General features: G+C 54.5%; 24 protein-coding genes. 8 read left to right on the top strand and 16 right to left on the bottom strand.

Annotated features, from left to right (window positions below; all coding sequences use genetic code 11):
• Positions 1 to 305: 305 nt before the first annotated feature.
• From RKA07_RS00120 to dksA, 5 genes are all read right to left on the bottom strand, one after another.
• Positions 306 to 1700, bottom strand: coding sequence for a sigma-54-dependent transcriptional regulator (locus RKA07_RS00120; RefSeq protein WP_310965241.1), 1395 nt, complete (start codon positions 1698 to 1700; stop codon positions 306 to 308).
• 7 nt (positions 1701 to 1707) lie between these two features.
• On the bottom strand, positions 1708 to 4671 hold the full coding sequence (locus RKA07_RS00115) for an ATP-binding protein (RefSeq protein ID WP_227714988.1): 2964 nt from the start codon (positions 4669 to 4671) through the stop codon (positions 1708 to 1710).
• Positions 4661 to 4837 (bottom strand): hypothetical protein, encoded by a 177-nt coding sequence (locus RKA07_RS00110; protein ID WP_310965240.1) that lies wholly within the window; start codon positions 4835 to 4837, stop codon positions 4661 to 4663. The genes RKA07_RS00115 and RKA07_RS00110 overlap by 11 nt, the downstream gene beginning before the upstream one ends.
• Positions 4838 to 4887: 50 nt before the next feature.
• Positions 4888 to 5763: a tRNA glutamyl-Q(34) synthetase GluQRS gene (gluQRS, locus tag RKA07_RS00105; RefSeq protein ID WP_310965239.1), complete on the bottom strand. Its 876-nt coding sequence runs from the start codon at positions 5761 to 5763 to the stop codon at positions 4888 to 4890.
• Between the two features lie 63 nt (positions 5764 to 5826).
• Entirely contained in the window at positions 5827 to 6267 is a 441-nt protein-coding gene (dksA, locus tag RKA07_RS00100) for an RNA polymerase-binding protein DksA (protein WP_200203589.1), read from the bottom strand.
• A 181-nt stretch (positions 6268 to 6448) separates the two neighbouring features.
• Here dksA and sfsA point away from each other — a divergent pair, with 181 nt between their 5' ends.
• On the top strand, positions 6449 to 7180 hold the full coding sequence (gene sfsA / locus RKA07_RS00095) for a DNA/RNA nuclease SfsA (RefSeq protein WP_200203591.1): 732 nt from the start codon (positions 6449 to 6451) through the stop codon (positions 7178 to 7180).
• Here the strand turns inward: sfsA and RKA07_RS00090 are convergent.
• The 3 genes from RKA07_RS00090 to RKA07_RS00080 form a co-directional block, all read right to left on the bottom strand.
• Positions 7164 to 7550: a Rieske (2Fe-2S) protein gene (locus RKA07_RS00090; protein WP_200203600.1), complete on the bottom strand. Its 387-nt coding sequence runs from the start codon at positions 7548 to 7550 to the stop codon at positions 7164 to 7166. The genes sfsA and RKA07_RS00090 overlap by 17 nt on opposite strands.
• Positions 7547 to 7903 (bottom strand): pentapeptide repeat-containing protein, encoded by a 357-nt coding sequence (locus tag RKA07_RS00085; RefSeq protein ID WP_200203602.1) that lies wholly within the window; start codon positions 7901 to 7903, stop codon positions 7547 to 7549. Before RKA07_RS00085 ends, RKA07_RS00090 begins: the two co-directional genes overlap by 4 nt.
• Positions 7904 to 7985: 82 nt before the next feature.
• The gene (locus tag RKA07_RS00080; protein WP_227715008.1) at positions 7986 to 9527 is read right to left on the bottom strand and encodes a bifunctional aminoglycoside phosphotransferase/ATP-binding protein; all 1542 of its coding nucleotides are present in this window, start codon (positions 9525 to 9527) and stop codon (positions 7986 to 7988) included.
• A 157-nt stretch (positions 9528 to 9684) separates the two neighbouring features.
• Here RKA07_RS00080 and mrcB point away from each other — a divergent pair, with 157 nt between their 5' ends.
• Both mrcB and RKA07_RS00070 read left to right on the top strand, forming a co-directional pair.
• Positions 9685 to 12018 carry a penicillin-binding protein 1B gene (gene mrcB, locus RKA07_RS00075; RefSeq protein ID WP_310965236.1) on the top strand — a complete coding sequence of 778 codons (2334 nt, stop codon included), beginning with the start codon at positions 9685 to 9687 and terminating at the stop codon, positions 12016 to 12018.
• A complete protein-coding gene (locus RKA07_RS00070) occupies positions 12015 to 12587 on the top strand; it encodes a tetratricopeptide repeat protein (RefSeq protein WP_200371714.1) in 573 nt (190 codons plus the stop codon). Before mrcB ends, RKA07_RS00070 begins: the two co-directional genes overlap by 4 nt.
• 55 nt (positions 12588 to 12642) lie before the next feature.
• Here RKA07_RS00070 and RKA07_RS00065 read toward each other — a convergent pair whose 3' ends face one another.
• The 6 genes from RKA07_RS00065 to RKA07_RS00040 form a co-directional block, all read right to left on the bottom strand.
• The gene (locus RKA07_RS00065) at positions 12643 to 13563 is read right to left on the bottom strand and encodes a lipase family alpha/beta hydrolase (protein ID WP_200371715.1); all 921 of its coding nucleotides are present in this window, start codon (positions 13561 to 13563) and stop codon (positions 12643 to 12645) included.
• 345 nt (positions 13564 to 13908) lie between these two features.
• Positions 13909 to 15189, bottom strand: a complete 1281-nt coding sequence (gene hemL, locus RKA07_RS00060; protein ID WP_200203612.1) for a glutamate-1-semialdehyde 2,1-aminomutase — start codon at positions 15187 to 15189, stop codon at positions 13909 to 13911.
• A gap of 15 nt (positions 15190 to 15204) precedes the next feature.
• The gene (gene thiE, locus RKA07_RS00055; RefSeq protein WP_310965235.1) at positions 15205 to 15873 is read right to left on the bottom strand and encodes a thiamine phosphate synthase; all 669 of its coding nucleotides are present in this window, start codon (positions 15871 to 15873) and stop codon (positions 15205 to 15207) included.
• Positions 15861 to 16649, bottom strand: a complete 789-nt coding sequence (gene thiD / locus RKA07_RS00050) for a bifunctional hydroxymethylpyrimidine kinase/phosphomethylpyrimidine kinase (RefSeq protein ID WP_353962132.1) — start codon at positions 16647 to 16649, stop codon at positions 15861 to 15863. Before thiD ends, thiE begins: the two co-directional genes overlap by 13 nt.
• 12 nt (positions 16650 to 16661) lie before the next feature.
• Positions 16662 to 17084: a protoporphyrinogen oxidase HemJ gene (gene hemJ, locus RKA07_RS00045; RefSeq protein WP_200203622.1), complete on the bottom strand. Its 423-nt coding sequence runs from the start codon at positions 17082 to 17084 to the stop codon at positions 16662 to 16664.
• 3 nt (positions 17085 to 17087) lie between these two features.
• Entirely contained in the window at positions 17088 to 18863 is a 1776-nt protein-coding gene (locus RKA07_RS00040) for a chloride channel protein (protein ID WP_200371717.1), read from the bottom strand.
• Between the two features lie 170 nt (positions 18864 to 19033).
• Between RKA07_RS00040 and argC the strand changes: the two genes are divergently transcribed.
• The 4 genes from argC to erpA all read left to right on the top strand — a co-directional run bounded on the left by argC (position 19034) and on the right by erpA (position 21717).
• The gene (argC, locus tag RKA07_RS00035) at positions 19034 to 20071 is read left to right on the top strand and encodes an N-acetyl-gamma-glutamyl-phosphate reductase (RefSeq protein WP_200203626.1); all 1038 of its coding nucleotides are present in this window, start codon (positions 19034 to 19036) and stop codon (positions 20069 to 20071) included.
• Between the two features lie 9 nt (positions 20072 to 20080).
• Complete coding sequence (locus tag RKA07_RS00030) at positions 20081 to 20821, top strand: DUF6776 family protein (RefSeq protein WP_200203628.1); 741 nt, start codon at positions 20081 to 20083, stop codon at positions 20819 to 20821.
• A 2-nt stretch (positions 20822 to 20823) separates the two neighbouring features.
• Positions 20824 to 21300 (top strand): bactofilin family protein, encoded by a 477-nt coding sequence (locus tag RKA07_RS00025; RefSeq protein WP_200203630.1) that lies wholly within the window; start codon positions 20824 to 20826, stop codon positions 21298 to 21300.
• Positions 21301 to 21384: 84 nt separating this feature from the next.
• Complete coding sequence (gene erpA / locus RKA07_RS00020; RefSeq protein WP_200203675.1) at positions 21385 to 21717, top strand: iron-sulfur cluster insertion protein ErpA; 333 nt, start codon at positions 21385 to 21387, stop codon at positions 21715 to 21717.
• A 39-nt stretch (positions 21718 to 21756) separates the two neighbouring features.
• Here the strand turns inward: erpA and RKA07_RS00015 are convergent, their stop codons facing one another.
• Both RKA07_RS00015 and RKA07_RS00010 read right to left on the bottom strand, forming a co-directional pair.
• Positions 21757 to 22854 carry an anhydro-N-acetylmuramic acid kinase gene (locus tag RKA07_RS00015; RefSeq protein WP_310965233.1) on the bottom strand — a complete coding sequence of 366 codons (1098 nt, stop codon included), beginning with the start codon at positions 22852 to 22854 and terminating at the stop codon, positions 21757 to 21759.
• Positions 22855 to 22860: 6 nt separating this feature from the next.
• Positions 22861 to 24240: a peptidoglycan DD-metalloendopeptidase family protein gene (locus tag RKA07_RS00010; RefSeq protein ID WP_310965232.1), complete on the bottom strand. Its 1380-nt coding sequence runs from the start codon at positions 24238 to 24240 to the stop codon at positions 22861 to 22863.
• A gap of 304 nt (positions 24241 to 24544) precedes the next feature.
• On the opposite strand from RKA07_RS00010, the gene tyrS reads away from it, so the two are divergent.
• Positions 24545 to 25747 carry a tyrosine--tRNA ligase gene (gene tyrS / locus RKA07_RS00005; RefSeq protein ID WP_310965231.1) on the top strand — a complete coding sequence of 401 codons (1203 nt, stop codon included), beginning with the start codon at positions 24545 to 24547 and terminating at the stop codon, positions 25745 to 25747.
• Positions 25748 to 25871: the final 124 nt, after the last annotated feature.

Here is a 25871-nt window from a genome sequence, read left to right as displayed (position 1 = left end):
TTTTTGTTTTTGTTGCTGAACGCATTCCCGCAGCTTTTTGTTTTTGTTGAGGCGCTGCATTGTCACTGTTGTTTTTGTTGTCGTGCGCTTAAATAGAGTGCAGTTGCTGTGCCAAAATTTAAATATCGTTAATTAACAGATGGTTGGGAGTTTTCATGATGTAAGTGTTACCCCGTACTCGATATAAGTGTTACCCACTAGCTGTGCTTTCTCTGGGAAGTGTTACCAAGAGGAACATGCGGTAACATCTGAGTGGCGGTTCATACTATGGCTTGACGGTGGAGGGGCTCGACCTTTGCGGGAGGTCAGTTGCCAGAGGTCTTCTTCCGCGGAATGCCAAGGCGCTGTCGCCGTTCCCACAGGGATTTCCGGCTAATGCCCAACTTCTGAGCCAGCTCTGTTTCACTCATGCGATCCTGGTTTTCCAGTACAAAATGCTGAAAGTAGTCTTCGAGGGACAGGTCGTTTGCACTATCGGGTTCCCGAGCCTGGAGTTGCTCATTGTTGCCTGCTACCAATGATTCGGGGATGTACTCATCACCACCCTCACTATCGAGATCCAGCAGCGACGGCGTAATGATGTCCCCATCGCTGAGGATGCTGGCGCGCTCGATGGCATTCTCCAACTCCCGAACATTACCCGGCCAGCGGTGCCGTTCAAGTGCTCGCATGGCTTCGGGGCTCAGGTTCAGGTTGGGTCGGCCCACTTTGCTGCCCTGGGTGACTAGAAAACGACGGGCAAGGCCCAGAATATCGCTCTGGCGGTCACGCAGCGGCGGAATCCGTATCTGCATTACGTTCAGGCGATAGTAGAGGTCTTCCCGGAACTCTCCGGTGCGGGTCATTGCTTTCAGGTTTCGGTGGGTGGCCGCTATCATGCGCACATTCACTTTTTGGCTCTGGGTTGAGCCCACCTTGCGAATTTCGCCTTCCTGCAGAACCCGTAGCAAGCGTGCCTGCGCCTCCGCAGGTAACTCACCAATTTCGTCCAGGAACAAACTGCCGCCATCCGCAGCTTCGATCAGGCCGGTTCTGGCGGACACTGCGCCGGTGAAAGCGCCTTTTTCATGTCCGAACAGTTCGGATTCGATGAGGCTTTCGGGAATGGCCGCGCAGTTTACCGAGATCAGCGGTTTTGTAGCACGGGGACTGAGAAGATGAAGTGCGCGGGCCACGAGCTCTTTACCGGTACCCGACTCCCCCTGAACCAGTACGGTTGTCTCGGTTGGTGCTACCTTGCGAATAAGCGTGAACACCCTTTGCATAGGCTCGCATTGGCCGTACATGATGCTGGCCGGGTCACTGTTTTCTGTTGCCGTTGGGGTGCCTTGGTTTTCATTGGGCGTGGGGGCAGTGCGGGCAAGAATGCTTTCTACGGCGGCCAGCATTTCATCGTGGTCAAAAGGCTTGGCGATATATTCCACGGCACCCATTTTCATGGAGTCCACTGCTGAGCGCAGGCTGGCGTAGCTGGTCATGATTAACACGGGTGTGTTTGGCGCACGGTTGATCAGTTCGGTACCAGCAGCCCCGGGGAGGCGCAGGTCTGAAATGATCAGGTCGAACTGGTCAGGATCGTGGTTTTGTTCGGCTTCTTCCACCGAGCCGACATCTTCAACCTCATAGCCCGCGTGTAACAGCAGTTTGCGAACAGCGGAGCGAATAATGTCTTCATCTTCCACGATCAAAATACGGGGCATGGCAGTCTCAGAACCTTTCGTTCGGGCGAGTGGTGGCGGAGTCTGTCTCCGGCTCGTAAGCAGGCAACTTCAATCGTACGCAGGTGCCAAGCCCGGTTTGGGTATTGGCAGGGCTTTCAACCTGAATATTCCCATAATGCTCTTCAATAATGCTGTACACCAGTGACAGACCAAGGCCCGTTCCTTTGTTGGACGCCTTGGTTGTATAGAAGGGCTCGAATACATGATCAAGCTGGTCTGCGGGTATGCCCGAGCCCTGATCAATGATCTCGATGATAGCCGAGTAGCCGTCTTGCTTGCCAGTCACCTGGATTGAGCCACCATCGGGTGAGGCATCACGGGCGTTGGCCAACAGGTTGACAAAGACCTGTACAAGCCGTTGTTCGTCGCCCAGAACCTGCAGCGTGTCGGGGCAGTCATTTATGTAGCTTATGCCCATTCCTTTATCGCTGAGGGAGAGGAGGTTACTGGCTTCATCTACGCAGCGGCGGATGCTTACAGGCTCATACCGGTTGGTTCTGGAATGATTGCCCGTGCGGGCGAAGTTCATTAGCGATTGTAAAATGGCTGATATGCGGCGTGTCTGCTGTTGGATCTGACTGGCGGTCTCAAGGATGTCCGGGTTGTCAGTTTCCAGCTTCAGGTTCTGGGCAAGGGAAGATATACCCGTTACCGGGTTGCCGATTTCGTGGGCAACGCCTGCGGCCAAACGCCCTACGGAAGCCAGCCGTTCGCTATGCATCAGCTCATCTTCCAGTAGGCGGGTTTCAGTTTGGTCCTCCACCAGAATGACGCTGCCGCCATCCGGGTGATCAGGGCCGCTCAGGGCCGCTTTGTGCAAGTTCAGCCAGTGGGGGCGGCCTCGCAGATCCAGGCGGTGTTTGTAGCGGTGCAGATCTTCACCTTTGTTGAAATCATCAAGCAGGTGGTGCCAATGATCGGGCAGGGCCATTAATCGTGCGCCGACTACATCGTCTGCTGTAATACCGGTGAGCTCTTCAATGGCCTGGTTCCACATCAATATTTCGCCGTCTTCACCAACGGAACAGGCAGGAATAGGCAGATTTTGAAGGGTTTGCCGGTAATGTCGACGTAGAGTGTCCAGCTCTCCGGCCAGCCCTGTTAGCTGGTTCTGGTAATCACCGAGCGCGCGCTCTACATAGCGAATATCCTGAGCGGTGCCGCCGCGGGCCATAGGTTTGAATCCAAGATGGCGCTTAACCATATCCCGAGCGACCGACGGGCCAAGCAAGCCAGACAGGTTGATTTCGATCTGATCCCGCAGCCGTCGCAGCTGATAGGGGCGGTATTCCACGCTCGGCAATTTCAATTGCCCGATAGCGCGCTCTATTTCGCGTTTGGCAACATCGTAACCAAGAGGCTCAGCCAACTGGCGCTCGAAATCGTCTGACGAACTTGCCAGTAATTCGCGGCGCTGGGGGCGTGACAAGGCACCCATGGAGCAGGCCTGGGCTGCACTGGTTTCTTCGTTTGAGCTGGAGCTCAGCATCGAGGTCAGGGTAAACACGGTAATGTTCGCGGTAAGGCTGACAAACGTGAAGATGTGCCAGTTGCCATAATCCGGAACTATGGGGGCGTTCAGCCAGCCCAGCAGGTTAGCGGTGTGGGAGAATGGCAGCACCAAGGTGATCAGCCAGATAGCCAAACCGGTTAGCAACCCGGCAATCAGGCCTCGCCTGTTCCCTTCCGGCCAGTAGATGACGCCCAAGGCGCCAGGCAGCAACTGTAGTGTTCCCGCGAGGGATATTGCCCCGAGAATGGACAAGTCCAGATTCTTGCCAAGGGTTTCATGAAACAGTAAAGCCAGAAAGATGATAGCGGCAATCAGCATGCGCTTGACCCACTGCAGCCAGCGGTAGATATCGCCTTGATCTTTAGGAGTTTTCAGGGGCAGGACAACATGGTTGAGAACCATGCCAGCCAAAGCCAGAGTGCTTACGATCATCAGGCCACTGGCGGCCGACAGGCCTGCAATGTACATGAACATTGTCAGTACCGGGCTTTCCAGGGCCTGGGCAATGCCCAGACTGTAGAAGTTGGGGCCGGTGGTCACAGCCAGTTCCTGGCCACCCCAAAGAATCAGTGGTACGGGAATGCCTAACAGCAGGAGATAGAGCGGTAGCCCCCAACTGGCTTTAGCCAGTGCCTTTTGTGAGGGGTTTTCACTGAAAGTCATGTGGTACATGTGGGGTAACACCAGCGCCCCGGCGAACGACATCAGCATCAGTGCGCGCCAGCTGCCATCGTCAATACTCATGGACATCGCAGTTGCGGGCGTGGTGTTGTCAGTCAGCCAGGTTTCAAGGCCAGCCATGCCGCCAAACACACTGAAAAGCACAACGCCGCCAATCACTAGCAGAGCGACCAGTTTTACCAGGGAGTCAAAGGCAATGGCCACCACCAGGCCGGGGTGGTTTTCCATTTCCTGATTGCGTCTTGCGCCAAACAGCATGGCGAAGAGCACAACAATCAAGCTGAACATAATGCTGATCAGGTGAGGAGAAGTATCCGGGGCAAGAATGCTGGCTGATGTCGATACCGCCTGTATCTGCATGCTCAGAAGCGACAGGATGGCAAGGCCTGAGCAAAGAGTAACCAGCGTGCCTGCCCATTGGCTGCGATAGCGGTAGGCGAACAAATCGGCAAGGGAGGTGAGCTGGTAGGCCCGGCCAATTCTCATGATGGGGTTAAGTAGTACCGGGGCTAATAGAAAGGCACCGCTGATACCCAGATAATAGGCAAGGAAGCCGTATCCGGATTCCGCTGCCAGTCCGACTGCGGCATACACTGCCCATATGCCGGCGTAAACGCCGAGGCTGAGTGTGTATACCAGTGGGTGCCGTACCCAGCGACGGGGAATGATGCCGCGTTCGGTACTCCAGGCAATGCCGAACAGGAGCATGAGGTAGAGGAGGCTGGCGAGCAGTAGCCCGGGAGCGCTAAAACTCATTGGGATCCCGTCGCCATTCGAGCCAGAAGCCGACAGCAATCAGAGCGGCCCAAATCACAAAGGGGCTGTACCAGGCATTCCCGGGTGCGGTCCACCAATCAAGAATGTTGGGCGAAAAAATATAGATGGCCAGAACCAGCAAAAAAACCAGGCGATAGATATACATCCGGCATGCGATCCGCGCAGAGGATTGTGAATGGCTTTATACCACGGCAGTCACCGGGATGTCAGGTGAACGGCCCTTCGATTCCAGTGGGTGCAGCCCCATTGAAGAAGATCGTCCACCGACCCGTGCTGCAAGAATCCAGGGGGTTGCTGATTAAGAGCAACCAAAGCGGAGTACAGGTTCTTGACCGGGGTGAGGTTGTCCAGGGCGGGTGCGTGGTTTTGTTTGGAGAGCTTTTGTCCCTGTTCGTTAACAATCACAGGTATGTGCAGCCATCGTGGCGGTTTTGCGCCCAGCGCCCGGTATACCTGTATTTGCTGTGCTGTCATGTCCAGCAGGTCGGAGCCCCGGACTACATCAGTAATGCCTTGCTCAATATCATCTACTTCCACTGCGAGTTGATAGGCAAAAAAGCCTTCCTTGCGCACAATCACCGGGTCGTCGATTTCTGCGCGAACAACCTGTGTTTGGGGTCCCAATAACTGATCTTGCCAGTGGCAGATCTCGTTCTTTAGCGCAAAGCGTATGGCAAAAGGCTGGTTGACATTTTTGCTGCCGCCTTCCCTGCAGTGCAGAGGGTGTCTGCCGTTATGTGCTTCAAGCTGTTTGCGCGAGCAACTGCAGCGGTATGCAAAACCTTTACTGAGTAGTTGCTCCGTGGCTGCCTGATAGGCAGCATGACGGCGAGACTGAAAAAGTACCGGTTCGTCAGGAAAAAGCCCATGGGCGTCAAGGCTGTTCAGAATTTGGCCGGTTGCCTCCGGAGGTTCCCTCAGTGGGTCAAGATCCTCAATGCGGACCAGCCATTGGCCGTTCCGGGATTTGGCTTCCAGGTAGCTTGCCAGAGCAGTAACCAGAGAGCCAAAGTGCAGTGGGCCAGTGGGTGAGGGGGCGAAACGACCCCGGTATTGGTGCGGTTTGGTCATGGAGTGGACACAGTGGCCGGCTGTGCCTCATCAGGCTGCGCCGGCCAGGTCGGGTTTGCCGTATCAGATGCCAGTTTGGCGCTCGCGGATTTCGGCAAGAGTTTTGCAGTCGATGCACAGTGTTGCTGTCGGGCGCGCCTCAAGGCGACGAGTGCCTATTTCTACACCGCACTGATCGCAAAAGCCGTAGTCGTCTTTGTCGATGCGATCGATGGTCTGGTCAATCTTCTTGATCAGTTTGCGCTCACGGTCGCGGGTACGCAGTTCCAGGCTGAACTCTTCTTCCTGGGTTGCGCGGTCGCTGGGATCCGCGTAGTTTGCTGCGTCTTCCTGCATGTGGTGCATGGTGCGATCCACTTCTTCCATAAGTTCCTGCTTCCATTGCAGCAGCAACTCTTTGAAGTGCTCCCGCATGTCGGCACTCATGTAGTCTTCACCCTTTTTCATTTCGTAAGGGGTGAAGTTGGTGAAACGTTCGCGTGTTTGGTCTGCTGTGGTTGCCATATGACCCGGCCTCTTTTTATATTCCTCACAAGAACGCTGTGCTTCCCTGCGCGCCAGCCCCCGCCGCGGCGCGGTTATCACTTGGATGAAGCAGTCGTCCTAAAACGGGATTTTGCGGAAAATAGCAGATAAGTCACGGAGGTGCCAGCCCTGTGATGCCTACTTGGTATTTGGAGAGCCTATGAAATTCCCGGAACCCTTGATAGAAGGGCGCCTGATTCAACGCTACAAACGCTTCCTGGCCGATGTGCGCCTGCCTGATGGCGAGGAAGTAACGGCCCACTGCCCGAACACCGGCTCTATGCTGGGCTGCCAGCCAGCCGATGGCCGGGTATGGCTTAGCCGCAGCAATAACCCCGCCCGTAAGTTGCCGTTCACTTGGGAGCTTGTAGAAACGGCACCTGGCATGTTGGCGTGTGTGAATACCGCAAGGCCTAATGCACAGGCGCGTGAAGCCATTGAGGCTGGGCGTATCAATGAGCTTACCGGCTATAGCCATACCCGGTCGGAGGTGAGGTACGGCGAAGAGAAAAGCCGGATAGATTTGCTGCTATCCGGCCATGGGTCGGAGCCGGATGCATGGGTAGAAGTTAAGAACGTCACGCTTGAGGACTCCGGGCAGGGCTTCTTCCCGGATGCAGTTACTACCCGCGGGCAGAAGCATTTGCGAGAACTCATGGCTCAGGTTGCTTTGGGTGATCGCGCAGTGTTGTTTTTTGTGGTGAATCACACGGGGATCGAAACCGTGCGGCCTGCAGATCATATCGACCCCGAATACGGACAACTGTTGCGGCAGGCATGTGATGCCGGGGTAGAAATCCTGGCCTATCGGGCAAACCTGGCCGGTGATGATGGTGATCCGTCGGGTGGCTTGGCGCTTTCGGAATCTGTTCCGGTTATTCTGGAAATCTGACTTCCAGAACGCCTGCAACCACTCGAGTATCCAGTGCGGTGAGTGCATCGCCCTGACAGGGGCCGGCAATGCATTCTCCGTCCTGGGGCTTAAAGAGGGCTCCGTGGGTTGAGCACTGAAGGAACAGTTTATCTGTGTCCATAAAACTGCCGGGTTTCCAGTTCAGTTCGACGCCCATGTGAGGGCATTGATTCAAGTAGGCTCTTGGAGTGGAGCCATCCAGGAATGCAAAGCCGGCAGGTGGCAAGGTGTCAGAGTACTTTGCAGGGTCGGCCTCGATGCGGGGTAGTGTGAATTCGACAAAACGCCCCGCCTCCAAGTCCGCCTGAGCGCATACTGCCTGCCAAGGGGTTGCTTGTGTGCTGCTCATTTTTCGGCGCTGTACCGCATCCGCGTGCCGTGGTTCAGCGACATCACGATTTCGGAAGCATCAAGCCTGCGGGGGAAAAAGCATCCGGAAATTTTTGCGCCAGCAATACTGGCGCCTTCCATCGCCGTCCGGCTGAAGTTGATACCTCGCAAGTCCGCCCCGCGGAAGTAGGCATGGCGGAAGTCCAGTCCTTTGGCATCCAGCCCACGCAGGTCGAGCCCGCGGAAATCACCGCGTGCGAAGCTCGGCAAATCCGTTCGTGTGAGTTTTTCTTTGTTGAACGCAGCAACATCTTCTTGGCGAAGCATATCGTAGAGCGGATCTTTGATCTGGCGTACTGCGTCGATTTCCATGGTTGTTCCTTATTTTGTTTTGCTCGTGTTCTTTACGAGTATTGCGCATTAACCGCTTTTCGCGAGCCCGATGCGCAGGTTTTTACCCGCGTGGCAGGCCGAAGTGCTGCCTTATTCGGTCTGCTACAGCTTCAGCCACGTGTTCCTGATCGCTGCGCAGGTGCACTGTGTAGCTTGTTTCTTCGGCAGTGAGGGGCTCAAACCAGTCCTTCTGTGCGTCCAATAATTCTACTGTGGCTTCAGACGCATCGCCTTTGCGGTTGCGGACCCACTCCTTGCGCAGGGCTTCAGGCGCTTCGCAGTGAATCAGAGCAAAAGGTACTCCCTGACTCTCAGCTACTGCGGCAAACAAAGCGCGTTCTTTTTCTTTCAGGCTGGCGGCATCAACGATGACAGGCAATCCGGCCGCGAGCAGGTCGCTGGCAAGTTTGGCAAGCCGAACGTAGGTTTTCTCATTGGCTTCGGGAGAGTACAGGTTTGCCCCGGTGGGCGACTGGCTGTCCTCTAGTGGGGCCAGCCCGTGCAACCGCTTGCGCTCTACGTCGGATCTCAGGCGGATCAGGCCCAATTCGGCTGACATGGCTGCACTGACGCAGGTCTTCCCGCTGGCAGAGAGGCCAACAGTGGCCAACAGGTAGCGGTTTGGAATGTTGCTGTAATCTTCTGCAAGTTGAGCGTAGTCGCGGTAGTGCTGCATCAACCCTTCTTTTTCCTGCTCCGCAAGGGAGGGGTTGCCCATGGTGAACAGGGCAATTTTCGCTCTGACCAGCGCGCGATACGCCTTGTAAAGTGGCAAGAGGGGCAGTGCTTCGAAATCGCCGCGGTATTCCAGATAGGTGTTCAGAACCAGATTGGCCAGCGCCGGTTCGCGCCGGGACTCCAGGTCCATCAGTAAAAACGCAAGATCGTTTATGACATCAATCCAGCGGAAGGGCTCGTTGAATTCGATGCAGTCAAACACCGTTACTCTGCCTTCGTACACAGTGATGTTGGCGAGGTGCAGATCGCCGTGGCATTCACGCACATAGCCGTCTGTTCGACGTTGCGCAATCAAGTCGCGATGACGCTCGAAGGTGGTTTGGGTCCAGGCTTCGAGGTTGTCGAGTTGGCTGAGCAGGGAGGTATCGCTGATCAGTGGCCGAATCTGGTCAAAGTTTTCCTGCATGGCCGCATACACTGCTTCCGGTGTGCCCAGCGGCTTGTCGTCTGCAATCGGTTCAAGACTGTTATGAAAGTTTGCTACCTGTTTCGCCAGACTGGATAGCAGCTCCGGTTTGAGTTCGCCGGCTTCCTGTTGCTGGTCAAGCAGCTGGTTTTGACGGAACTGGCGCATTTTCAGCATGTACTCAAACGGTTCACCATCGCCGCCGATAACAGGCTGCTCTGGGCTACCAGTAATTGGAAGTACCTCGAGGTAGAGTGGTTCTGCCAAGCGCCGGTTCAGGCGAAGCTCTTCTTCGCAATAGTGCTTGCGGAGTTCCAGCGTGGAGAAATCAAGAAACCCGAAATCTACCGGTTTTTTGATCTTGTAGGCATACTGGCCCGTTAGAATCACCTGAGAGATGTGGGTTTCGATGATCTGAAATCCATCTACCGGGTGGTGGTACAACGCGGGGTTCTGCATTGCCAGCAACAGATTGCCTGGGGATGTTTCACTCACGGTGTGCTCCTCGCTTCCCTGAACTTATTGAATTTTTATCGTCCCATCATAACGGGCAGGTTACAGAAATAACACATAGTTGGCCTGCCTTATCTTGTACAGGCTTCGTTATAATCCGCCCATGAAAAAAAACAGCTCCTCTGCAAAAAAGCCCAATAAGAAGCCCCGGAAAAAAAATGCCGGGAATGGACGCCGCCCCTGGTTCTGGAAATTGTTCATGCGCGTGAGTGCCATTGGCCTAGTGCTACTGGCTTGCTGGATGGTTTATCTGGACGCTGTCGTTACATCCCGGTTTGAGGGGCGACGATTTGAAGTGCCTTCCCGGGTGTATGCACGGCCCCTGGAACTTTACGATGGTGCTGGTGTGAGTTCTGGGTCACTGGAGCGGGAATTGGCTCTTGCGGGATATCGCAAGGGTGATGGAGTAAAACCCGGGAGTTACCGGCGCAACGGTGGCCACTTTATTATCAGCACCCGCGGCTTCCGTTTTCCGGATGGTAGTGAGCCCAGACGAACACTTTCTTTGAACATATATGGCGATCGCATCCAGGGTTTTTCCGTATCCTCCGGTGAAAGCGCTGCAATTGTAAGGCTCGAACCTGCGCGTATTGGTGGCATTTACCCGGCACACAAAGAAGATCGCATACTGGTGCGCCTGGAAGAGGTTCCTCAGCTGCTGCCGAAAGCCCTCATGGCAGTGGAAGATCGCAATTTTTATAGCCACTTTGGAATTGCACCGGCTTCTATAGGCCGTGCCATGCTGGCCAATATGCGCGCTGGGCAAATCGTTCAGGGCGGCAGCACCCTCACACAGCAGTTGGTTAAAAACTTTTTCCTTACCCGGGATCAGACCCTGTTGCGCAAAGGTAATGAAGCCTTGATGTCAATCTTGCTCGAATGGCACTACGAGAAAGACGACATACTGGAAACCTACTTGAACGAAGTGTACCTGGGACAGGCAGGGACTCGCAGCATCAACGGATTCGGGTTGGCCAGCCAGTTCTATTTTGGTGAGTCGTTGAAAGATCTGGATGTGCACCAGATTGCCTTGCTTGTGGGCATGGTTAAAGGGCCGAGCTATTACAATCCCCGCCGGCATCCGGAGCGAGCGACTCAGCGCCGCAATCTGGTTATCAGTGAGATGGAGGACGCCGGCCTGATTGATTCGGCAAAAGCGGCCCGCGCTCGTGGCCTCTCACTTGGTGTTAGCGCAAAGCCGTCGTATTCGGAGAACCGCTATCCCGCTTATATTGACCTTGTTCGGCGGCATCTGGCGAGGGACTACAAAGAAGCGGATCTACGCAGCGAAGGTCTCCGCATTTTTACCACCCTGAACCCGGCTATTCAGTACGCAGCTGAGTATGCCGTTACTGATACCTTGCCAAGGCTAGCCAGCGGTGAAGTCGGCAAAGCCCTGGAAGCGACGCTTGTAGTCACCGCCAAAGATAGTGGCGAAGTTCTGGCTCTCGTTGGTGGCAAAGACCCGCAGTTCGCCGGGTTTAACCGGGCTCTGGATGCCAATCGCCCGATAGGGTCCCTCATCAAACCGTTTACTTATCTGACTGCTCTGGAACAGCCGGATCGTTACACTCTGATGACACCGGTACAGGATAAGTCCTTCACGCTTGAATTTGATGATGGGCGGCGCTGGCAGCCGAAAAACTACGATGGCGAGGAGCGCGGCGAAGTTCCCCTGCACCGTGCGCTTTCGAAGTCCTATAACCTGCCGGCAGTGCGTGTCGGCCTGGACGTGGGTGTCCCGGCGGTTATTAAAACCATGCGGGCCTTTGGTGTGGTTACGCCAATTTCTGAGTACCCTTCCATGCTATTGGGTTCTGTGGCTATGAGCCCGGTCACGGTCGCCCAAATCTATCAGGGGTTGGCGACATCCGGATTCAATACGCCGTTACGCACGATCAGAGAAGTGACGGATTCAGCCGGTCGGGCACTTTCACGGTATAACCTTGAGGTGGATCAGGTGGCAGACCCCGCTGCAGTGCATTTGCTGCAGTATGCAATGCAAGAAACCATGCAAGAGGGTACAGGGCGCTCGGCATACTATTCAGTTCCCAAGGAGCTTACGCTGGCCGGTAAAACCGGAACAACCGACGATGGCCGCGATTCCTGGTTTGCCGGCTTCAGCGGAGATTTGCTGGCGGTTGCCTGGGTGGGCCGGGACGATAATGGGCCCACCGCGCTTACCGGCGCTACTGGTGCCTTGCCTGTTTGGTCACGATTTATGGCACAAGTACCACAGCATGGTTTCTCCCCGGTAGTCCCCGATGGTGTCAGCTATCATTGGGTAAATCCTGAAAAACAGGCATTAACCGACGAGTATTGCGATAATGCGCGCCTTCTGCCGTTTATATCGGGTAGTGAGCCGACACAGCGAGTGTCATGCTCTGGTACCCTGGAGCGGAAAATTCGAGGCTGGTTTGAAGGATTGTTCCAATGAGTAGGCAAGGTGTATTTCAAGTAGGTATGTTGGTGGCGTTATTGAGCCTGGCGGGATGCGCAACTGGGCCAGGAGGCTCTATTTACGTGCCTGCAGGGGGCTCTGAGCGTGCTCCGGAACCACCGCAGACGACTGAAGGGAATGACGAAGCTCAAGTCTGGCGCAAAAGTGAGCAGACGGAAAACCGAGAGCCAGAACAGCAGCCCCAGCGTAGTAGCAAACCCAGTTATCAGGATGCCGGGGATGCGCTTTCGCCTGCCGCACTCAGCCTCGTTCGCGAAGCGGACACTCTGCTGAAAAGTGGCGACGCTCAAGGGGCCATTGTTCGGCTGGAGCGAGCGCAAAGAATCGCGCCGAGGTCTGCAGAGGTTTATTTTAAATTGTCGGAAGCCTATGTGGCAGGTAATAAGCTTGGGCCTGCAGAACAGTTTACGTTGAAGGGACTGTCTCTTGCGGGGAGTGATACTCGGCTGCAGCGCGCAGGTTGGTTGTTGTTGGCTGATATCCGCAGGGCGCGGGGGAATCTGGCAGGGGCAAGCCAGGCTGAAGAGCGCGCGGCAGCCCTGTAAAACAGATAGGTAAATGACCCTGCCGGAGCGCTTTCCTGGCAGGGTCGGGCCTCGCTTAAAGACCTGCGTTTTTCAGTCGATTTGCGTGTTGTTTGAAGACGGCTTTCGGGTCGGTCTCAAATAAGCTGTGCAGTCCTAGCGCCTGGTTTACTTCATCCAGGTGGTTCATGAAGTAGTTGTCCCGGATGACCTTGCCAAAATGGTTGCTGCAGCGCTCAACCAGGCCGTCATGCTGAGATGACCCCATTGCCAGGCTGGTAACGCCGAGTAGGGCGTCAGAAGGGTCCAGAAGGTTGGTGAGAACACCTGTGCCACCCCAGGAATAGAAGCGAACGCCGTTTGCAGAATGCGCGCCTTCACCGCAAGAGCTTGTTGGAATGCCTGCCGGTGCAAAATTATTGAACTCTGCACTGCCCTGGCTTGTCAGAGATTGCAGGCTTGCTCCCATGTTTTGATCGTATCCGCCGCCGGAGATCAGGTCTATAAGACCGCCAAGTGCGTTGCCCAAAGTGTTTGCCAGGCTGCTTGCTGGTGACCCGATGATTACATCAGCAACGGCAGAGCCTTTGTGCGGCGAGCCTACAGATGTGACCGAAGCCACCAGATCAGGGCGTACCCGGGCAACGTAACGGGCCGTAGGTCCGCCATGGCTATGGCCTACGAGGTTTACTTTGCCGTGCACGGCAGCAATGGATTCTACCTGTGACAGCAGTACCTCACCCCTGGCAATAGTACTTTCCAGAGCTGGAACCTGAGATGTATATACATCCGCTCCATTTTTGCGAAGATCTTCAGCAACGCCGTACCAATAGTCCACGCCAATAATAGAGTCGAAGCCGAACATACCGTGCACCAATACTATGGGGTATTGGGTGCCGGCGTAATTTGCGGGTTTAGAGTTCCACCACCAGGCGGCGGAGGGGGCTGACCAAGCTATGGTCACAACCAGAGCGAGTGTTTTGATCCAGAGTTTCATGGTTTTTCCTACAGTTTGAGGTTGTGTTTGTTATTCAAACTGCGGCTCAACCTAACGGGTTGTTCCAGATACTTCGTGTCTGTGCCATAACGCGTGGCACAGAACCTCTGCTTGCTGACTTCCATGTTTTTGTTAGATGTTTGCCGTCAGAGCATCGCTATAGATACGTGGCTATAATTTGATCAGCTCGATTTTATAGTCAACGGCTAAAAGGGCAAAACACACAGGGAGGGAGGTATAGCGTGACGAGGTTCACAGATTGTCTCGGCAGGACATCGTTTTGATGTCCTGCCGAGTGTCGGTTCGAAAGCGTGTTGCCTGATCTGATCCGACAAGCTTGGGCAATTAAAGAGTTGCGAAAACCTTGCTGGCTGCGGCAATCGTATCGGCGATGTCCTGATCCGACAGAGCGGCGCTGGTGAAACCAGCCTCAAAGGCAGAAGGCGCGAGGTAAATACCTTCTTTAAGCATGCCCTGGAAGAATTTCATGAATCGTTCCACGTCGCAGGCCATTACCTGATCGAAGCTGGTAATGCTGGCTTCTTCAGTGAAGAAAAAGCCAAACATAGCGCCCGCGCCCTGAACGGCCATAGGAATGCCGGCTGCATCTGCCGCAGCCTTCAGGCCCTCACGCAGCGCAACAGTTTTTTCGGTCAGGCGATCGTGGAAGCCAGGCTCAGATATGGCATTCAGAGTCGCCAGGCCTGCTGACATGGCCAGTGGGTTGCCGCTCAGCGTGCCGGCCTGGTACACCGGGCCAAGAGGCGCAATGTGTTCCATGATTTCACGCTTTCCACCAAAGGCGCCAACAGGCAAACCACCGCCGATCACCTTGCCGAGCGCCGTCAGGTCCGGGGTTACCCCATACAGACCCTGAGCACCGCCGAGTGATACGCGGAACCCGGACATCACTTCATCAAAAATCAGTACGCTGCCGTACTCGTCACACACTTCCCGGAGGCCTTCCAGAAAACCTGGAACCGGGGGGATGCAGTTCATGTTGCCTGCAACCGGCTCTACGATAATGGCTGCAATCTCATCGCCCATTTCTTTAAAGATCTTGCGAACACCCTCAATATCGTTGAAGTCGAGAGTGAGCGTGAGTTCAGCCAGGCAAGCAGGAACGCCGGGTGAGTTGGGGACGCCCAAAGTCAAAGCGCCGGAACCAGCCTTAACCAACAACGAATCAGCATGCCCGTGGTAGCAGCCTTCAAACTTGACGATTTTGTCGCGACCGGTAAATCCGCGAGCCAGTCGAATGGCGCTCATAGTGGCCTCAGTGCCGGAGTTCACCATGCGCACCAGATCAATTGAGGGCACCAGTTCGCACACTTTGCGAGCCATATCGGTTTCGATAGACGTGGGCGCGCCATAGCCAACCCCAAGGTCTACCTGTGCGTGTAGGGCATCTTTGATGCGCTTGTCTGAGTGGCCAAGGATCATTGGGCCCCAGGATCCGATGTAATCGATATAGCGCTTACCGTCCTCATCATAAAGGTAGGCGCCCTCAGCGTGCTTGAAAAAGATCGGGGTGCCGCCCACACCACGGAATGCGCGAACCGGGGAGTTAACGCCGCCCGGAATGTATTTTTGTGCCTGCTCGAACAGGGTTTCGGAATGTGTCATTTGTGGGAGCTCCTGTTATTTGGGAGTGAAGAATAGTGGGTGGTGGCTGGCAAACAGCCTCTGGAATACTTGTGCTTTGTGCATTGTGGCTTCGGGGCTGCCCCCGAAAAGTCCGCCAACAACCGCCAGCAGATCGGCGCCCGCCCGTATAAGGAGCTCGCCGTTTTCTGTAGTGATGCCGCCAATGGCCGTAACTGGCCGCTTAAAACGCCTTGCTTCGGCTAGTATTTCGGTTGGGGCGGGCGGGGCATCCGGTTTGGTTGATGAATTGAAAAACCGACCAAATGCCAGGTAATCAGCGCCGCCTGCCGCAGCTGCGCCAGCCAGTTCAAGGTCGGCATGGCATGTAATGCCAATAATTGCGCCATCTCCAAGCAGATGACGAGCTTCTGCTGCCGAACCATCCGTTTGGCCAAGGTGAACACCAGCAGCGCCTATGCGCTTTGCCAGCTCGATATCATCGTTAATCAGCAGAGGGATGTCTGTAGTGGCGCATACGGATTGCAGGCTTCTTGCTTGTGCCAGGCGTTCTGGCATGGGTGCAGACTTTTCCCGATACTGCACCATCACAGCGCCACCGACAATGGCGGCTTCCACGGAGGTAAGCAGCGTTGCTGAGGGAGTCAATTGGCTGTCGGTAATTGCGTAAAGCCCGACAGGGACACGCGGTTTCATCGTTCCCACAGAATGCCTCGATCCGGAACCGGCTGGCCTCTTCCCACCTCAAGGGCATGCAAAATAGTGCGGTGCACGTAGTTTTGGGCCTGGGAAATTGCGGCCCGAGGTGAAAGCCCTAACGCCCGCCCGGCAGCAATCGCGGCTGCCAGTGTGCAGCCGGTGCCATGATATTCCCCGCCTATACGCTCGACATCCCAAGACATGGGCTTGAGAGCGTGGTTGTAAAGCGTATTGGTGATGTGAACACCCGTGCCATGCCCACCGGTTGCGAGCACCGAAGCGCACCCTTTACTGAGTAGTTTGCGCGCAGCCTCAGCGGGGTCGTCGCACTCTCCCAGCAAAGCCAGTTCTATGCCGTTGGGGGTGATCATTTCGGCGAGCGGGAATAGTCGTTCTTTCATCGTGGCAAGCAGTTCGTCATCCGCCAGATCGCCACCCCCTGCGGCCTTGATCACCGGGTCGGTTATCACCGGGATATCCGGATGCTTCTCAAGAAATTCAACCAAAACATCCACAACTGCAGAGTTGCCCAGGGCCCCGGTTTTTACCGCGTGTATTGGGGCATCTTCGGCGATGCACCTGAGTTGCTCACGTATCAGTTCCGGATTGACGGCTTCGGCACCGTATACATTCCGGGTATCCTGAACAGTCAGACAAGTGAGCACAGGTAACGGGTGGCACCCGAGTGATGTAATGGCCTGAATGTCCGCCTGGATGCCGGCGCCGCCGGAAGGGTCCAGGCCGGAAAGAACAAGTACTTGGGGGCGAGTGTAGTATTTGATTGCTAAAACTCCCTAGAACGGCTTAACGACAGCGAGAATAACAACTGCTAGTAAGATAAGCACCGGCAACTCATTGAACCAGCGATAGAATACATGGCCGCGAGTGTTGAGGTCGTCGCGGAACACCTTGACCAGATGCCCGCAATAAAAGTGGTAGATAATCAACAATGCCACGAGCAGCAGCTTCACATGCAGCCAGCCCTGGCTGAAGTAACCCGACACATTATAAGTAAGCAACCAGATGCCAAAGATCACGGTGGCAATCATCGAGGGTGTGGTTATCCCCCGATAAAGTTTGCGCTCCATGATTTTGAAGCGCTCCCGCCCCGGTTCATCCTCACAGGCAGCATGGTAGACAAACAGCCTTGGCAGATAGAAGAGGCCGGCAAACCAGCACACCAGAGATATAATATGAAAGGCTTTAACCCACAGCATTGATCAGCTCCGTCGATATTGGTAATAACTTTCGATGTCAGATTTAAGCACAACGCCGTAAACCCTTTGAATCATTGGTGCTACATGGCGTTGCACATACAGCGCCTCGGCGCTGGTGTTCTCAAACTCGTGCATTGCCTCTTCGAGCGTGGCCTGGTATTGCACCGGCGCAATATCGCGCCGATGTGCGGGAATGTCCATCAAGTCGATGGATTCGACAGGCTCGTCCGTCTCGTTTGATGCCGCCTCAGCTGAATCTTCAAGATAGCGGGCAAGGTCAACTGCAGGCAGCAAAGCTGTGGGACCGTTCTTGCCATCAACGATCAGCCATTTGGGTTCCGCTTGCAGAGCCTTTCGGGCCTCCTCCGCAGTAAGGTGCCGGTTTATGCGCAGTATGCTCTTGTCCATGATTGCCGCCACAGATACCCGGCGCAAAGCCTGGATCACTGGTGAGCTTTGATAGCTCAGGCCTTGGCTTTTAAGCACGGTCAGGAAGAGGGATTTTTTTCCGAATGCTTCACTTGTGATAAGCGTGGCTGTGGTAATAACCAGCATGCCGGGGAGAATGATATTGGGGTTTCGGGTTAACTCCATCAGTGCCATAAGTGCGGCAAGGGGTGCCTGTAAAACTGCACCCATCATTGCGCCCATTCCGAGCATCGCATAAAAGCCAACCGATGAAGCGTGGCCAGGGAGTATGTCTCCACCGATGAGCCCCAGGGCCCCGCCAAGCGCTGCACCCATAATAAGCGTAGGGCCAATGATGCTGCTGGGCATGCCCAGCCCGACGGTTAACGCGGTGATAACAAGTTTCGCAGCGCCTACGGTAAGAAGCAGCCAGAAGCCAAGTTCGCCGTTCATGGTTTCGTTTACGGTGTCATATCCGATCCCCATGGTTTGGGGGACCACTACAGCAGCAACGGCCATCAGCATGCCGGCGATGATCACTCGCAATAAGATAGGGCGCTGGTTGAACCGCCCCATGGCGTCGACCAGATGAATGAACAGAGCTGCCGAAACACCGATAATAATGGCGATGACCAGAATCCAGGGTATCTCCAGAAATGAGTTCATGGTCAGCGCAGGCACGTTAAATGCCGGTTCTGAACCATACACTAGTTGGGTGACCACCGCTGCGCTGACCGCCGCAAGAATAATGGGCGTAAATCCGGCTATGGTGTACTCCATCATTACCACTTCCATGGCGAAGATCACCCCGGCAATCGGTGTGTTGAACGATGCGGATATGGCGGCAGCACAACCGCACGCCACCAGGGTGCGTATGCTGTTGTTGGGTAAGCGCATCCACTGCCCCATGAGGCTTGAGAATGCAGCGCCCAAATGAACGGCAGGCCCCTCCCGACCAGCGGATTGCCCGGTGATCACAGTGCTCACGCCTACAACGAATTGAATAATGGCGCTTCGTGCGGTGATGTAGCCCTGGTGGTAATTCAGGCGCTCCATCACATGGACGACACCAACTTTCCGGTCATGAGTGGCTAGGCGGTGTAAAAACAGGCCAATACCGAACGCACCTGCAAGAGGCAGTACGGCGCGGGTGATTATATCCAGGCTCTCAAAGGCTTCAGAGCCTTCTCCCGGCAGGAAATACTCCAGCGGCCATTCGATGGCCAGGCGGAAGACCAGAATCACGGCGCCGGTAACCAGCCCGGATAGCAGGCCGAGAATAGCCAGTTGTGGCAATGAATCCACACCGGACATACTGCGTGTGAAAACAGAGGATATTCTTTCGCTAATCCGATGCCAGACTTTATTCATGGATGCCGGTATTCCGGTACAAGAGAGTGGCCTTTCAGAGGGTTTCTGACATCATTGTAACTGTCACTCTGCAGGCTGCAATGAGTCGTTGGTTTATCATGATAGACTAAGGCGTTAAGCTACAGGCAAAGACTCCTCTAAATCCTTATCCAACGTCGCTGGAGAGCAAGTTGATTAAAGTAGGTATCGTGGGCGGCACCGGCTATACCGGCGTCGAGCTCCTCAGAATTCTCGCTGTTCATCCGGAAGTAACGGTAAGCTGCATAACCTCAAGATCTGAGGCCGGAGTGCCGGTATCCGATATGTACCCAAATCTCCGTGGGCACTTTGATCTGGCTTATTCAGAACCGGACCCCAGTGTTCTCGCGGCATGCGATCTGGTGTTTTTTGCAACACCACACGGCGTTGCCATGGAGATGATCCCGGAGTTGATGGCTGCCGGCGTGCGGGTTGTCGACCTGTCGGCAGACTTCCGACTCAAGGATCTGAAGGTTTGGTCCCAGTGGTATGGCCTGCCTCATGAATCGCCAGAGTGGGTTGAAAAGGCTGTTTACGGGTTGCCAGAAGTCGCGCGTGCTGAGATCGCCAAGGCGCAACTGGTTGCCAACCCCGGGTGCTACCCGACAGCGGTTCAGCTGGGCTTTCTCCCACTGCTAGAGAAGGGGTTAGTTGACCCGTCACGGTTGATTGCAGACGCCAAATCCGGTGCCAGTGGCGGTGGCCGACAGGGCAAAATAGCCATGTTGCACGGTGAAGTCAGTGAAAGTTTCAAAGCCTATGGCGCATCAGGCCACCGTCACTTGCCGGAAATTCGACAGGGCTTGTCCGCTGCAGCGGGCATTGAAACCGGTGTAACATTTGTGCCTCATCTCGTTCCGATGATTCGCGGCATAGAAGCAACGCTCTATGCAGAGCTGAAAAATCCGGCTGATTTCGATCGTTTACAGGCGCTGTTCGAAGAGCGTTATCGTGACGAGCCGTTTGTTGATGTGATGCCGTTCGGTAGTCACCCGGAAACTCGAAGTGTACGGGGGGCTAACTTGTGCCGCATGGCACTGCACCGGCAGGAACAGAGCAACATCGTGATCATCTCTTCGGTCATAGATAACCTGGTGAAAGGTGCGGCTGGCCAAGCTGTCCAGAACATGAACATCATGTTTGGAGTTAAAGAAACGCTGGGCCTTGAAGCGCCTGCGCTACTGCCGTGAGGAACGCCAGTGAGCGAACAACGGAAACCCACTGAGGAGTATGTTGTTATCCGCCATCGGCCGGGATACCGGCTGAAGCGGGCGCTGATCCTGATTGTGTGCACAGTGATTGCTGGCGCTGGCGGGTATGCTGCCGGGCTGGCTCAGGGAGGTTTTCGGTCCACTGGGGTCGAAGCATCCAACGAGCGATTGGAAGACAAGCTGGCAGCTCTGGAAGCCAACTATCGCGATGCCCGTCAGCGTTTGGTTAATCTCGAGCGTGGTAAACTCATTGATGAGCAAGCGCTGAATCAGGCCCGGAACATCATTGTGGAATTGGAAACCCGGGTAGGTTCGCTTAAATCGGATCTCACATTCTATAAAAATATCATGGCGCCCTCTGAAACCAGCAAGGGGTTGCAGGTTGATCGGTTTTCACTGACCAACGATAGGCAGGCAGGCGTTTATAATTTCAAGCTCGTGTTGACGCAGGTTGGTAACAACAAGAGCTATATTTCAGGTGTTGTGGCCGTCAATATAATTGGGATGCGCGATCAGGAAAAAGAAGTTATCGCACTGCGAGACCTGTCCCAGGAAATAAAAGATCTTGGCGTGAAATTCCGCTTTCGGTACTTCCAGGATGTAGAAGGCAAGCTGACATTGCCTGACGGTTTTGAGCCACTTGAAGTGCAGGTGGTTGCGCAGGCCGAAGGACGCAAATCCTCACAGGCCGAGCGAACATTTGGTTGGGGCGATTTAACGGAGAATTAGAAATGTTTGGTAAGAAAAAGGCAAAGCCCCGTCGGGCCACTGGTAACTTTGACACACTGATTTCTTCGCGCACAACCATAGAAGGAGATGTGCACTTCTCCGGCGGCTTGCATGTCGATGGCCACATCCGGGGCAAGGTGTTGGCTGAAGAGGGCAGTGATGCGGTTCTGAGAGTTTCAGAAGTAGGTGAAGTAACCGGTGACATATCCGCCCCGCACGTAGTCATCAACGGAACAGTTCACGGTGATGTATATGCGTCTGCGCATCTCGAACTTGCCGAGAAGGCCGCTATTCACGGCAGTGTCTACTATAACCTCATTCAGATGGCGATGGGGTCATCGGTAAATGGCAATCTGGTTCACCAGCGCGAGCCGTCCGGGTTGCTGACTCAGGACAAGGCGCGGCCGGAAGCGGAACCAGGTCATGCTGTCGAAAGTACTGATGAGTCTTTCGACGAAGATGGTGGTAAATCCGAATAGTTGATTGTTTTACTCAGGAATACCATAATCCATGCAGTTGTATCAGGTAATCCGGAGGCAAACTTGAGTGTAGTCCAGCAGCAGATGGCAGCACCGCTGTTTTTCAGTGATAGTGCGGTCAATAAGGTACGAGAACTGGTAGATGAAGAGGGTAACTCTGATCTCAGGCTGCGCGTGTTTGTGACCGGCGGTGGGTGTTCGGGTTTTCAGTACGGGTTCTCATTCGATGAAACTCAGGATGAGGAAGATACCGTCATTGAACGGGATGGAGCCGTTCTGCTTGTGGACCCTATGAGTTATCAATACCTTGTGGGTGCTACCATAGATTACCAGGAAGGTTTGCAGGGCTCTCAGTTTGTTGTGCAGAACCCTAACGCCAGCTCTACGTGTGGCTGTGGTAGCTCTTTTACGATTTGATATCCTGCAAGTGCGGGCACCTGGCAGGGAGCGTTTGCATTATGCCGGGTAAACAGCCCCGAGAATTCGCGGGCCTTTAGCTCCGGTGACTTCCGGCAGGTTTCCAGGTATGCGCTCCATTGCCTGCTGGGCCAACCATGCAAAAGCGGTGGGCTCTACCCACTGCGGATCAAGGCCTAGTTCCGCTGTGCTGAGTACGCGGATAGGGCTAAGACTTTGAGTAAGTTCCTTCATGAGCAGCCTGTTACGAGTTCCCCCTCCGCACGCATACACAACCATTGCTGGTGACTGAGGCATTTGCCGGGTCGCTGTTATAACTGAGAGTTGCAGCAGTGTGCGCTGAACGTCTTCTGGCCGAACATTGTTATGCCGCCTTACCAGAGTTTTAACCCACCGGAGATTGAACTTTTCTTTTCCGGTGCTCTTGGGGGCTGGTCGCTCAAAGTAGGCATCTGTAAGCATGTCACTGAGCAAGGCTTGATCGACAATCCCTTCCTCCGCCCACTGGCCGTTTTCATCGTAAGGGCGACCGGTTTGATCTTGGCACCACGCGTCCATCAGGGCATTTGCGGGCCCGGTGTCGAAGCCCGTCACTGGGCTGCCTCGTTCAGATGGAATCCAGGTTATATTTGCTATGCCGCCGAGATTGAGGATGCATCTGTCTTCTGTATCCGAACCGAAAAAATGCTGATGAAAGGCTGGAACCAGAGGCGCGCCTTGCCCACCCGCGGCCATGTCACGGCTGCGAAAATCTCCTACCGTCGTAACGCAGGTTTTCTCTGCAATGATTGACGGGTTGCCGATCTGGAGTGAGAAGCGACCAGGCCCGGAAGGTTGGTGCCTCAGGGTTTGTCCATGGCTTCCAATTGCACGAATTGACGATCTCTCTACCCCGGACTTGCAGATCAGGGCTTCCGCGGTGTTTGCGAAAAGTGTGCCGACCAGTGTGTCAAGCTCGCCCACCTCGTCTGGTGTAGCTTGGTTCTGGCTCGCCAGTACCAAGCGCTTGCGCAGGTCTTCAGGATAAACGGAGGAGTGTGTTGCGTGAGTGCGGACAGATTTGCCCTGAAAGGACACCAGCACGGCGTCTATACCATCCATGCTGGTGCCGGACATGAGCCCGATCCAGGTGTCCATAATAACTCAGTTGTCCGAGGCCAGGGCGAGATGCTGGTAGTTTGTCCGGAAGGTTTCAAACTGGGCAACTTGCTGTTCCGTGTGCTTTTTGAATCTTGCCATTTCAGTGGCAGGAATAGGCTGTGCATCAGGCAGCTTTACAGTTCTGGAGTTACGGGGTGAACCGTTCACACGGAATTCATAGTGCAGGTGTGGCCCGGTTACCATGCCGGAGGACCCAACATAGCCAATCGTTTGGCCTTGCTTGACTCGGGCGCCGTTTTTCATGCCTTTGGCGATACGACTCATGTGCGCATACAGCGTGGTGATGTTGTCACCGTGCTTTAAAACAATTGTACGGCCATAGCCGCCTTTCCAGCCAGAAAATTGAACTCTTCCGTTACCCGCAGCTTTAATGGGGGAGCCTGGAGGTGCGGCGTAATCTGTTCCTTCATGAGGGCGCACTACATCCAGCACAGGGTGGCGGCGCTGAAGGTTAAATGACGAGGAAATTCGCGCGTCGATAGGCGTGCGCAAGAAAGCTTTGCGCATGCTTTTGCCGTCAGGTGTGTAGTAGTCGCTATCGCCGTTGCTGTCCGTATAAAGGAGGGCAATGTTTTCTTCGCCACGGTTTACGAAGCGAGCAGACAGAATGCGGCCGGTGCTGAACTTCTCGCCATCGAGATAGAGTTCTTCATAGACCACTTCAAACTGGTCGCCCTTGCGAACGTCATAAACAAAGTCGATGTCCCAGCCAAAAATTCCCGAAAGCTCCATAGTCAGGCGGTCGTTAAGTCCTGCCTCGCGTGCGGCGAGGTAGAGTGACCCGTCAATGGTGCCTGAGGCGTATGCCGGTTTGGGCTCTGGCTCGCGCACTTCTGTTTGCCCGGTATAAGTTCCTTCTTGTATGTTAATCTTCAATGTTTCCAGACGGCTGCGCTGGAGTTCTACTGCCGCAAGCTCGCCTTCGCTACCAATGGCGAATCGGATCGTCTCGCCAGCATAAAGACGCTGTAACTTATCTGCCTCGCCTTCGCCATGAATTACGGAGAGCATAGTGCCGTCATTGAATCCCGCTTTCTTGAAAAGGGAGGACAATGTGTCGCCTGATTTGATATCGAACGTTTGCCAGGACAGGCGAGGCGCAAGCTCAGGGGCTGCTGGGACTGAGGTCTCCGGAGAGATAGCGGCAGCCTGGTCTGCAACAACGGGCTCGGCCGGAGTAGAGTTTTTCTGTTGCGGCTTTTGGGAGATGATTGCAGAAGCCTTGCCCTGTTCTAAATCGAGGGTGTAAGACATTCGCTTGGCCTCAACGTCGGCGCTGGGGCTCATCAAAATTGCGGCAGATACTACAACGGTTGCAGCAGCGGCAATGGTAATATGAGTTTTCGGAAACATTTTCAGCAAGTGTCGCATCCGTTTCAATCCGTATTCCGGCAGCTTGTGCCACCTAGTTAAAGCTGTTGTTCAAGTATAGACCAACAGATTACCGTATAAAAAGCGCGTGGAACAGCGTAGAACATTACGGTTGTTGCGCCCTAAGCCGGATTTCTCAGGGTGTCATTGATATAATGCTGCCGCCCGAAATGCCTGGCATTGTTTAAAAACTGAGCACCTGCACTTTAACAGGGTGCCAGGTAACTCACAGAGTTCTTTTGTTGAAGTCTGTAACTGATAATTTATTGTAAAACCGATTGGGGATTAATGATTCATGGCATCTATTGATGAAGCCCTTGCGATTATCAAGCGAGGCGTAGACGAGCTGATACCAGAAGGCGATCTGATAGCGAAATTAAAAGAAGGTCGCCCTTTGCGCATCAAGGCAGGTTTCGACCCTACTGCCCCCGATCTCCATCTCGGGCATACCGTGCTGATCAATAAGCTGCGCCAGTTTCAGGAACTCGGACACGAGGTCATCTTTCTGATAGGAGACTTCACCGGGAAGATCGGTGATCCTTCTGGTAAAAGCGCTACCCGGCCCCCTCTAACCGACGAGCAGGTTGCCCAAAACGCGATTACCTATAAAGAGCAGGTGTTCAAGATTCTGGATCCAAAAAGAACCCGGGTGGCCTTCAACTCTGAATGGATGAGCAAGATGGCTGCAGCGGACATGATCCAGTTGGCGGGTCAGTATACCGTCGCCCGCATGCTGGAACGTGATGACTTCACCAAGCGTTACCGCTCTGAGCAGCCTATTGCCATACACGAGTTTCTGTATCCGCTAATACAGGGTTATGACTCTGTGGCGCTGGAAGCGGATGTTGAGTGTGGTGGCACGGACCAGAAGTTCAACCTTCTGATGGGGCGGATCTTGCAGAAGCACTATGGTCAGGCGCCGCAAGCTGTTTTGACCATGCCGATATTGGAGGGGCTGGATGGCGTTCAGAAGATGTCCAAGTCATTGGGCAACTATATAGGTGTAAACGATGCCCCGGGCGAAATGTACACCAAGCTGCTGTCTGTGCCAGATGAATTGCTCTGGCGCTACTTTGAGCTTTTGAGCTTCCGTCCCCTGAAGGAAGTAACTGAGTTCCAGAAAGCTGTAGAAGGCGGGGCGAATCCTCAGGACTACAAGAAGTTGCTGGCGGAAGAGATTATTACGCGCTTTCACAGTGAAGAGGCTGCGAGTACAGCGCACAAGTCTGCAGGTAACCGGGTTGCGCTAGGGGATATCCCTGAAAATGTTCCTGTAGTCGAAGTATCACTGGAGGGGCAGGCGGAGATTCTTATGCCGTCTGTGTTGCGAATGGCGGGTCTTGTAAAGAATGGTGCGGCTGCGCGAGATGTCCTCGGGCGTGGTGCTGTGTTTGTTGATGGTCAGAAATTTGAGGGCGACCGTGCTTTTGTGGAGGGTGACACTTGCGTGATTCAGGCGGGAAAGAAGAAAATCGCCCGTGTTTTGATCACTGCTTGATCGATTTCCGGCTATTTTGAATTTATTTCAAAATGGCCGTTGACAGATCTGCGTGTGTCTGTAGAATGCGCATCTCCTTCGAGGGACACACCGCTGAGACGGGGTGATCTGAGAAGGGCAACTG

The sequence above is a fragment of the Marinobacter xiaoshiensis genome (assembly GCF_031631795.1).
In the GTDB taxonomy this organism is placed as follows: Bacteria; Pseudomonadota; Gammaproteobacteria; order Pseudomonadales; family Oleiphilaceae; genus Marinobacter; species Marinobacter xiaoshiensis.
The sequence above is the reverse complement of the archived record's forward strand: the minus strand, read 5'-3'. Positions and strand labels throughout refer to the sequence as shown.